1 protein-coding gene is annotated in these 11,496 nt (G+C 72.7%); it reads right to left on the bottom strand.

Annotated elements, in window-relative coordinates; translation table 11 throughout:
* On the bottom strand, positions 1-11,388 hold an 11,388-nt coding region (locus ACT2CW_RS40035), incomplete at its 3' end, for an SDR family NAD(P)-dependent oxidoreductase (RefSeq protein WP_445520135.1).
* Positions 11,389-11,496: the final 108 nt, after the last annotated feature.

Raw genomic sequence — 11,496 nt, 5'->3', positions numbered from 1 at the left:
GGCGGCGGCGATTTCGCCTTGGGAGTGGCCGATGACGGCGTCGGGGTGGATGCCGTTGGCCTGCCAGAGTGCGGCGAGGGAGACCATGATGGCGAAGGTGGTGGGCTGGAGGACGTCGACGCGGTCGAGCGAGGGTGCGTCGGGTGCGCCGGTGATGACGTCGATGAGGTTCCAGTCGGTGTAGGGGGCCAGGGCTTCGGCACACTCGTTCAGCCGGGCCGCGAAGACCGGTGAGGTCTGGAGCAGTTGGGCTCCCATGCCTGTCCACTGGGCCCCCTGGCCGGGGAAGACAAAGACCGTCTTGCCGCGAGTGGTGGCGTGGCCGGTGGTGAGGCGGGGGTGGGGCTGTTCGGTGGCGAGGGCGGTGAGCGCGGCCGTGGCCTCACTGCCCTCGGTGTCGGTCATGATGACGGCCCGGTGGTCGTGGAGGGTGCGGGTGGTGGCCAAGGACCAGCCGATGTCCAACGGCTGTGCGGTCACGTCGGATTCCAGGTGGTCCAGCAGGCGTTGGGCCTGAGCCCGTAGGGCTGCCGGGGTCCTGGCGGACAGGACCCAGGGCACGGCCCCGCCGGTCGCCACGAGCCCGGGGGCGTCCGCACCGTCGTCCGGCTTCGGCGCGGCTTCGGGCTCCGGCTCGGGTGCCTGCTCCAGGATGAGATGGGCGTTGGTGCCGCTGATCCCGAAGGAGGAGATCCCGGCGCGGCGGGGGTGCCCGGTCTCGGGCCAGGGCCGGGCCTCGGTCAGCAGGGACACCGCGCCCGACGCCCAATCCACCTCAGGCGTCGGCTCGTCGGCGTGCAGGGACCGCGGCAGCGTGCCGTGCCGCATCGCCAGCACCATCTTGATGACGCTGGACACGCCCGCCGCGGCCAGTGTGTGTCCGGTGTTGGACTTCAGCGAACCGAGCCACACCGGCTCGTCCCCCGGGCGTTCCTGTCCGTAGGTGGCCAGGAGGGCCTGGGCCTCGATGGGGTCGCCGAGGGCGGTGCCGGTGCCGTGTGCCTCGACCGCGTCGATGTCGGCGCCGGACAGTCCGGCGTTCGCCAGCGCCTGCCGGATCACCCGCTGCTGTGACGGCCCGTTCGGCGCGGTGAGGCCGTTGCTCGCGCCGTCCTGGTTCACCGCCGTACCGCGGATCACGGCCAGCACCTCATGGCCGTTGCGGCGGGCGTCGGACAGCCGCTCCAGCAACAGTACGCCGACGCCCTCACTGAAGGTCGTGCCGTCCGCACCCGCGCCGAACGCCTTGCACAGGCCGTCCGGCGCCAGACCGCGCTGGCGCGAGAACTCCACGAACGCCGAGGCACGCCCCATCACCGTGGCGCCCCCGGTCAGCGCCATCGAGCACTCGCCCTGCCGCAGCGCCTGTACGGCCCAGTGCATGGCCACCAGCGAGGAGGAGCACGCCGTGTCCACCGTGACCGCCGGGCCCTCCAGGCCCAGCACATACGCCACCCGGCCGGAGGCGACACTCGTCGCCGAGCCGGTGAGCATATAGCCCTCCAGGTCCTCGGGGGCGGGTCCGCCGCGCACGCCGTAGTCCTGGTTGATGACACCGGCGAACACGCCGATGTCCCGGCCTCCCACCGCCGTCGGATCCATGCCCGCCCGCTCGAACGTCTCCCAGCAGGCCTCCAGGAACAGCCGTTGCTGCGGGTCCATCGCCAGCGCCTCGCGTGGCGAGATGCCGAAGAAGTCCGCGTCGAAACCGGCCGCGTCCTCGAGGAACCCGCCGCGCAGCACATAGGAGGTGCCACTGTGGTCCGGGTCCGCGTCGAACAGCGCTTCCAGGTCCCAGCCCCGGTCGCGGGGGAAGTCGGTGATGCCGTCGCGCTCGCCGAGCAGCAGGTCCCACAGCCCGTCCGGGTCGGTCACCCCGCCCGGCAGCCGGCAGCTCATCGCCACCACGGCGATCGGCTCGTCCGCTGCGGCGCCGGTGCGCACGGTCACCGGGGTCGCGGCGGCGGGTGCCGGACCGCCGCCGAGCTCGGTGTGGAGCAACTCGGCGAGGAGGACCGGGGTCGGGTGGTCGAAGAGCGATGTCGCGGGCAGGCGCAGCTCCGTCGCCGAGTTGAGCCGATTGCGCAGCTCGACGGCCGTCAGCGAGTCGAAGCCCATCTCCTTGAACGCCACTGTCGGCTCGATCGCCTCCGGACCGGGGTGGCCGAGGACCACCGCGGCCTCCGCCCGCACCAGGTCGAGCAGGAACTCCCGCTGCCCGGCGGGCGACAGCCCGGCCAGCTGCCCCGACAGACCACCGGCCGCCGGCGCCGTGGCCACGGCCCGCACCGTGCGCCGCACCGGCCGTGCCAGCCCGCGCAGCAGCGGGGACACCTCGGCGTCCGGCGCGCGGAGGGCGGCGAGGTCGACTTTCGCGGCCATGAGCGCGGGCAGTCCGGACCGCAGCCCGGTGTCGAACACCCGCAGCGCCTCGGCGTTGTCCATACCCAGCACACCCGCGCGCCGGGTACGGCGTACGTCGGTGGCGTCCATCGTCGCCGTGAGCGTGCTGGTGTCGCTCCACAGCCCCCACGCCAGCGAGGTGGCGGGCTGGTGGCGGGCGTGCCGCCACTGGGCGAAGGCGTCGAGGAAGGCGTTGGCGGCGGCGTAATTGGCCTGGCCCGCGTTGCCGAGCGTTCCGGCGGCGGAGGAGTAGATGACGAACGCCGCCAGGTCGTGGTGGTCGTGAGTGAGGTCGTGGAGGTGGGTGATCGCGTCAACCTTGGGGCGGAAGACGGTGTCGAGGCGGTCGGGGGTGAGTGCGGTGAGGATGCCGTCGTCCAGGGTTCCTGCGGTGTGGACCACGGCGGTGAGGGGATGGTCGGCCGGGATGTCGGCGAGGACGGTCGCGAGCTGGTCGCGGTCGGCGGTGTCGCAGGCGGCGATGCGGACGTGTGCGCCGAGTTCGGTGAGTTCGGTGGTGAGATCCGTAGCGCCCGGGGCGTCGGGGCCCTGGCGGCTGACGAGGAGCAGATGGCGTGCGCCGTGGTGGCTGACGAGGTGGCGGGCGATGGTGGCGCCGAGGGTGCCGGTGCCGCCCGTGACCAGGACGGTGCCGTCGGGGTCCAGGGCGCGGGGGACGGTGAGCACGATCTTGCCGGTGTGACGGCCCTGGCTCATCCAGCGGAAGGCCGTCGGCGCCTGGGTGATGTCCCAGTGCCGTACGGGCAGCGGCTGGATCGCACCCTGCCGGAACAGCTCCACCAACTCCGCGAGCAACTCCCGGATGCGGTCCGGTCCAGCGTCGCTTCCCAGGTCGAACGCCTGGTAGCCGACACCGGGGTGTGCCTCGGCGACCGCGGCGGGATCGCGGATGTCGTTCTTGCCCATCTCCACGAACCGGCCACCGGTGCCGAGCAGCCCCAGTGAGGTGTCCACGAACTCGCCGGTGAGGGAGTTCAGCACCACGTCCAGCGCGGGAAACGCCGAGGCGAAACCGAGGTCGCGGCTGGACGCCAGACGCTCCTCCGGCACTCCCAGCGCGGTCAGCACATGGTGCTTCGACGGATGGGCGGTGGCGTACACGGTGGCGCCGAAGTGCCGTGCCAACTGGACGGCGGCCATGCCCACCCCGCCCGCGGCGGCATGCACCAGCAACGTCTCACCCGGCTGGATGGAGCCCAGGTCCCGCAGCCCGTACAGCGCCGTCAGATAGGCCACCGGCACACCGGCGGCGGTGGCGTACGACCAGCCCTCGGGGATCGGCGCCACGGTTCGGGCGTCCGCGGTGGCCAGCGGGCCGAACGAGCGGGGGAACAGGCCCATCACCCGGTCGCCCACGGCCAGGTCCTCGACACCCGGGCCGACCTCGGTCACCACACCGGCGCCCTCGCCGCCCAGGCCCTCCTGATCCGCCACGCCGCCGAGCGCGACGAGCACGTCCCGGAAGTTCTGACCGGCGGCGCGGACCTCGATCCGGACCTGACCGGTGGCCAGTGGCGCGGTCGCCTCGGGGTCCGGCCGCAGCACGAGGTTCTCCAGGCTGCCCTTCTCCGAGACGTCCAAGTACCAGTGGTCGTGCTCGGGTACGGCCAGCCCGTGCGGCGACCGCACCAGGCGCGGCACCCACAGCACCCCACGGCGCAGCGCCGACTGCGGTTCGCCGGATGCCACCGCGGCGGACAGGGCCTCCCGCGATACGTCGTCGGCGTCCACCAGGGTGATACGGCCGGGGTGTTCGGACTGGGCGGAGCGGATCAGGCCCCAGATCGCGGCGGCGGCCGGATCGGTGACCTCCGCGGTGTCGTGTACGGACACCGCGCCATGGGTGCGCAACACCAGCCGGATGTCGGTGAGTTCGGGTTGGTCGACCCACCGCTGCACCAGATTGAGTGCGCGGGTGGCCAGGCCCCGGGTCCGCGCGGGCAGGCCGGTGCCCTCGGTGGCCCAGGCCGTGGTGTCGACGAGCACGGCCTGGGGCCGGTCCTCGCCCGCGACCAGCGCGTCCACGTCGGCGTCGTCGAGGATGGCCCACGAGACCTCGTTGTCGGCGGTGGCCGGGTGCTCGGTCCAATCCAGCGTGAACAGCGCGTCAGCGGACCGATCGGCGCCGCTGGAGGCGGCGGCGAGCTGTTCGGGACTGATCGCCCGGAGCACCAGGGAGTCCACCGAGGCGACGGGGGCGCCGGTGCTGTCGAACAGGCTGATGGTGAACGAATCCGTGCCGGTGGCGCGGGCGCGTACGCGGACTGCGGTGGCTCCCGTCGCCAGCAGCCGTACGTCGTTCCATACGAAGGGGAGTGGCGTCTGGCCCGGGGTTGGGGGGACGCAGAAGTTGCTCGCGTGCAATGCGGCGTCCAGCAGTGCCGGGTGGATGCCGAACCGTCCGGCCACCTCCGACTGCTCCTCCGGCAGCGCGGCCTCCGCGAACACCTCGCCGTCGCGCTTCCACACCGCCTTCAGACCGCGGAACGCGGGCCCGTACTCGTACCCGGCCTGGGCGAGGTCGTCGTAGAAGTCGTCCAGAGCGACCGGCTCGACACCGGGCGGCGGCCACTCGGCGGCGCCGTCCCGCGTGTCGTCCCGCATGCCGTCCTCGGCCGGGCCGTCCGGCTGCGCGGCGAGAGTGCCCGAGGCGTGCTCCAGCCATTCCTGGGCCGTGTCGGCACGGGAGTAGACCCGCACGCTGCGGCGCCCGTCCTCCGCGCCGCCGACCAGCACCTGGACCTGGAGCGCACCGTCTTCGGGCAATGTCATCGGCTGGCCGATGACGAGCTCCTCCAGGGTGGGGGTGTCGGTCTCGTCCCCGGCGCGGATGGCGAGTTCGGCCATCGCGGTGCCGGGCAGCAGCACCGTTCCGGACACGGCGTGGTCGGCCAGCCACGGATGGGTGGTCAGCGACAGCTGCCCGGTGAGCATCACTCCACCGGTGTCGGGCACGCTCACCACGGCCCCGGCCAACGGGTGGCCGGTGTCCTGAAGACCCACGGCACTCACATCGCCCGCGCTGCTGCCTCGGGTGAGCCAGTAGTGGTGGTGTTGGAAGGGGTAGGTGGGGAGGGGTGTGGGGTGGGGGTTGGTGGTGGTGTAGAGGGTGGTCCAGTTGGGGGTGTGGCCGTGGGTGGTGAGGTGGGCGAGGTGGGTGAGGAAGCGGGTGGGGGTGTCGTCGTCGCGGCGGAGGGTGCCGGTGACGATGGTGGTGTTGGGGGTGTTGGTGGTTTCGAGGGTTTCTTGGATGGCGGTGGTGAGGACGGGGTGGGGGCTTACCTCGATGTAGGTGCGGTAGCCGTCGTTGGCGAGGGTGCGGATGGTGGGCTCGAATTGGACGGTTTGGCGGAGGTTGCGGTACCAGTAGTCGCTGTCGAGGGTGTGGGGTTCGATCCACTGGCCGGTGACGGTGGAGAGCCAGGGGATGGTGCCGGGCTGGGCGGTGACCCCTTCGAGTACGTGGTGTAGCTGGTCTTGGATGGTGTCGACGTGTCCGGTGTGGGAGGCGTAGTCGACGGGGATGATGCGGGCCCTTATGCCTTGGTCGGTGTAGTGGGTGTGGAGTTGGTGGAGGGCGTCGGTGTCGCCTGCGATGACGGTGGCGTTGGGGCCGTTGTGGGCGGCGATCCAGAGTTTGCCGTGCCAGTCGTCGAGGTTGATGGTGTGGGCGGGGGCGGCGAGGGACATCATGCCGCCGTGTCCGGCGAGGTGGTGGGCGATGGTCTGGCTGCGGAGGGCCACGATTTTGGCGGCGGTGGTCAGGGTGAGGTGTCCGGCGACGCAGGCGGCGGCGATTTCGCCCTGGGAGTGGCCGATGACGGCGTCGGGGTGGATACCTACGGATTGCCACAGGGCGGCGAGGGAGACGACGACGGCGAACGTGGCGGGCTGAACGACATCAACGCGCTCAAGCGAAGGGGCATCAGGTGCGCCGGTGATGACGTCGATCAATGACCAGTCGGTGTACGGGGCCAGAGCCTCGGCGCATTCGTGGAGGCGTTCGGCGAACACGGGAGAGGTCTGGAGGAGTTGGGCTCCCATGCCGACCCACTGGGCGCCCTGACCGGGGAAGACGAACACGGTCTTGCCATCCGCCCCGGTCTGTCCGGTGATCAGGAGTGGGTCGGGTCGTCCTTCCGCCAGGGCGCGGGCGGTTGCCGTGCCGCCTTGCGTGTCCGTGGCGAGGATGACCGCTCGGTGTTCCAGGGCGGCGCGGGTGGTGGCGAGTGACCAGCCCACATCGACCGCACGCGGAGCATCCCCCGCTTCCAGGTGGCTGACTAGGCGCTCCGCCTGGGCGCGCAGCGCCACCGGGGTCTTGCCGGACAGCAGCCACGGCACCACCCCGCCGGTGGCCACGAGACCAGGCGTACCCTCCTCGTCCGTATCCGCCGCGGGCGCGTCCGCGTCCGGCGCCTGCTCCAGGATCACGTGCGCGTTCGTCCCACTGACGCCGAACGACGAGATCCCCGCGCGTCGCGGACGTCCCGTCTCCGGCCATGCCCGCGCCTCGGACAGCAGCGACACCGCACCCGAAGCCCAGTCCACCTTGCTGGTGGGCTCGTCGGCGTACAGCGTCTTCGGCAGCGTGTTGTGCCGCATCGCCAGCACCATCTTGATCACACCGGCCACGCCCGCCGCCGCCTGCGCATGCCCGATGTTGGACTTCAACGAACCGAGCCAGAGCGGCTGATCCTCCGACCGTTCCTGCCCGTAGGTGGCCAGGAGGGCCTGGGCCTCGATCGGGTCGCCGAGACTGGTACCGGTGCCGTGTGCCTCGACCGCGTCCACATCGGCCACCGAAAGACCGGCGTTCGCCAGCGCCTGCCGGATCACCCGCTCCTGGGACGGACCGTTGGGCGCGGTGAGGCCGTTGCTCGCCCCGTCCTGGTTCACCGCCGTACCACGGACGACGGCGAGCACCTGATGCCCGTTGCGGCGGGCGTCCGACAGCCGTTCCAGCAGCACCAAACCGACGCCCTCGGACCAGTTGGTGCCATCGGCCCCCTCCGCGAAGGACTTGCAACGGCCGTCGGGGGCGAGGCCGCGCTGGCGGGAGAACTCGATGAACGACGTCGGCTTGCTCATCACCGCGACACCCCCGGCGAGCGCCAACGAGCACTCGCCCGTACGCACCGCCTGAACCGCCAGGTGCAGCGCCACCAGCGAGGACGAGCAGGCCGTGTCCACGGTCACGGCGGGCCCGGTCAGGCCCAGTGCGTAGGCCACGCGTCCGGAGACGACGCTCCCGGCGCTGCCCACGCCGAGATGGCCCTCCAGGCCCTCCGCCGCGGTCCCGGCGTCGGACCCGTAGTCGTGGTACATCACCCCGCTGAACACGCCGACATCGGTGCCGTGCAGCGACGTCGGGTCGATTCCGGCGTTCTCGAAGGTCTCCCACGCCGTCTCCAGCAGCAGCCGCTGCTGCGGGTCCATCGCCAGCGCCTCACGCGGCGAGATGCCGAAGAACGCGGCGTCGAACCCGCCCGCGTCGCTGAGGAAACCGCCCTCGCGCACGTAGGACGTGCCCACGGCGTCCGGATCGGAGTCGAACAGCCCGGCCAGGTCCCAGCCCCGGTCCTCCGGGAACCCGGCGATCGCGTCCCGGCCGTCGGCCACCAGCCGCCACAGGTCGTCGGGCGTCCTGACCTCGCCGGGGAGATGGCAGCCCATCGCGACGATCGCCACCGGCTCGTCGGACACCCCGCGTGCCCGCACCGGCGCCTGCTCTCGCTCGCGCCGCCTCCCGGTGATCTCCCGCACCAGATGCCGCGCCAGCGCGGCGGGGGTCGGGTGGTCGAAGACCACCGTGGCGGCGAGCCGTGCGCCGGTGGCCGCGTTCAGCCGGTTCCTCAGCGCGACGGCGGTCAGTGAGGTGAAGCCGAACGCGCTGAACGCCTGGTCGGCCTCAACGGCGTCGGCCGAGGCCAACCCCAGCGTCGCCGCGGCGTGTTCGCGTACCAGCGCCAACGCCGTGCGCTGCCGGCCGGACTCGCTCTCGGCCTCCAGCCGCCGCCGGAACTCCGCGACGGCGGGCTCGTCCGACGTCGGTACGCCGGACGGCGCGTCCACCAGGTGTCGCAGCACCGCGGGCACCGGCTCGCCGCCCGGCAGCCCCGTGGTGCTCGGCCTGAGCAGTACCAGCGGGCCCTGGGCGGCGGTCAGCGCCGCGTCGAAGAGGGCCAGCGCCTCGGGCAGGGGCACGGCACCGGCCACCGGCGCCGTGCCCTGCTCGCCCGGCAGCGGACCCCACGCCAGGGCCAGCCCGCCCAGGCCCAGCGCCCGGCGCCGCCGTACCAGGGCCTCGCCGAACTGGTCCGCGGCCGCCCGCTCCGGGCGGCCCGGCGAGCCCAGCACACCCGCGGCGGAGGTGACGACGACGAACAGCGCCGGGTCGGCCCGGCGGGTCCGCTCGTCCAGGTGTGTCATGCCGCGCAGCGACGCGTCGAGCGACCGCTCCGGGCCCGGCTCCTCGATGTGCACCGCGGCGGTCACCGGCCGGTCCTGTGCGTCCAGCACCGCGTCCAGCGCCGTCAGGTCGGCCGGATCGCACACGGCCATCGAGACCTGGGCGCCCTCCTGCCCCAACTCGGTGCGCAACGCGGCCGCCGCGTCCTCCGGCAGACCGTTCGCGCCGAGCAGCAGCAGGTGGCGGGCGCCGTAGGCGGTCACCAGGTGGCGGGCCAGCGCGGTGCCACGGACGGTGTCGCCACCGTTGATCACGACCAGTCCGTCCGGGTCGAGAGCCGGGGCGGGGTCGGGGCCGGGGTCCGGCTCCACGGGGACCGAGATACGAGTCAGACGCGGCACCAGCAGTACGCCGGTACGGATCGCCGCCTGGTCGTGCCCGTCCTCGACGGCACGCAGCAGTGCGGCTTCCCGGCCGTCCTCCCCGTCCCGGTCGACGTCCGCGAACACGTTCCCGTCCCCGTCCCCGGCGACGTCCGCGTTCCCGGCCACGTCCACGTCCACCAGCGTCAGTCGGCCGGGGTACGCGGCTTGCAGCGACCGCACCACACCCCACAGCGCCGCCGCCAATGGCTCCGGTGCGGCCCCCTCAGCACCGGTGGCGACCGCGCCCGTCGTGGCGACCACGAACCTCGTCCCGGCCAGCCGGTCGTCGGCCAGCCACGCGCCCAGCCGGGCCGTCGGCTCGCCGATCGGGTCCTGTTCCTCACCCGGTACGTCCCGCACCGCGGGCGCCACCACGACCACATCCGGGCTCGGGCGGCCGTCCGCCACAACGGCGCCGTCCACCACCCGTACGTCCACCCCGACGCCCCGCAGCCCCTCCGCGAGGCCGAGCGGGTCGGTGTCCATCAGTGCCCAAGTGCCGTTCCCCACCGGGGCGTCCGGCAGCGCCGCCTGCGGCACCCAGTCCAGCCGCAGCAGCGAGTCGTACTGGCCGTCCCCGGCGGCCCGCAGCCGTGCGGGCAGCTCCAGCAGCACATGCCGGGTGATCTTCCCCGAGGCGGTGCGCGGCACCCGGGCGATCTCGTAGATCTCCTCCGGGACCTTGAAGTACGACAGCCGCTCGCGGCACATGGCCAGCAGCGCCGACGGGTCGAAGCCGTCCGGGCCGGGCACCACGAAGGCCACCGGCACCTCGCCGAGCACCGCGTGCGGCTTGCCCACCACGGCCACGTCCGCCACGCCGGGCACGGTGCGCAGCACGGCCTCGACCTCGCCCGGGTGGATGTTCTCCCCGGCGCGGATGATGAGTTCCTTGATCCGGCCGGTCACCGTGCAGAACCCGGCCTTGTCGCGGCGGCCGAGGTCCCCGGTGCGGTACCAGCCGTCGCGCAGCGCCGCGGCCGTCGCCTCCGGCTGGTTGTGGTATCCGGCCATGATGTTCGGCCCGGACACCCAGAACTCGCCCTCCTGTCCGGCCGGAACGTCCACCCCCGTGTCCGGGTCCACCAGCCGCACCGTCAGCCCCGGCACCGGCAGCCCGCACGAGCCCTCGACCCGCTGGCCGGTGGGCCAGTTCGCCGCGATCGCGCCACATGTCTCGGTGCTGCCGTACGCGTCGACGAGCGGCACCCCGAAGGTGGACTCGAACGACCTGACCAGGTCCGCCGTGGCCACCGCCCCGCCCACGAGGGCGATCCGCAGCTGGGGCGCGGCGAAGTCACGATCCCGCGCCGCCTCGATCAGGTGGTGGTAGAGCGTCGGCACTCCGGCGACGAAGGTCGAGCGGTCCTCGCGCAGCGCCTCCAGCACATCTTCCGTCGACACCCCGTCCACGATCCGGGTGCTGGCCCCGACGGCGGTCGCCGCCAGCAGACATACGATGTGCGAAAGGCTGTGGAAGAGGGGAAGCGGCCACAGCACGCGGTCCTCGGCGGTCAGCCCCGTCACGGGTACGTAGCAGGCGGCCAGGGACCACAGGCAGTTCCGCTGGGTGGACAGCACGCCCTTCGGCAGGCCGGTGGTGCCCGAGGTGTAGAGCATCCACGCGATCTCGTCCAGGCCCAGGTCGTCGCGGGCCGCAAGTTCCGGCTCGGTGTCCGGCAGCGGCTCGAACGCGACGAAACCCTCCGGCAGCGGGCCGTCCCCGCTGACCACCACCCTCAGCTCCGGGAACCGCTCCCGCAGCCGGTCGAACTGATCGGCGTGGGCGATGTCGGTGAGCACCAGCCGGGCGCCGCTGTCGGAGAGCAGATACGAGAGCTCCGCATCGGTCGAACGCGGGTTGACCGGCACCGTGATGGCGTTCGCGCGCAGGACGCCGAAGTAGCTCTCCAGCATCTCGACGCGGTTGCCCAGGCAGATCATCGCGCGGTCGCCGGGATGCAGCCGCAGCCCGGCGAGATGACCGGCCAGCCGCCGGGTACGGCGCTCGAGCTCGGCATGGCTGACCGTACGGTGGCCGTCGGAACAGGCCGGCTTGTCACCGAAGCGATCCGCGTTGGCCTGGAGCAGTTCCGGCACCGGCCGGATCAGGTCAGTCCGTAGCATGCCGCCACACCTCTCGGTTCGAAGCAGGGCGCGCGGGAGCGGCGACCGACCCGCGCGGGATCGCCCCGTGCGCGGGACGGCCGCGCTCCGGTCGCGCGGCCCGAGGGA

It is taken from the genome of Streptomyces sp. NEAU-174 (genome assembly GCF_052665095.1).
This window is presented reverse-complemented; position numbering and strand designations above follow the sequence as displayed.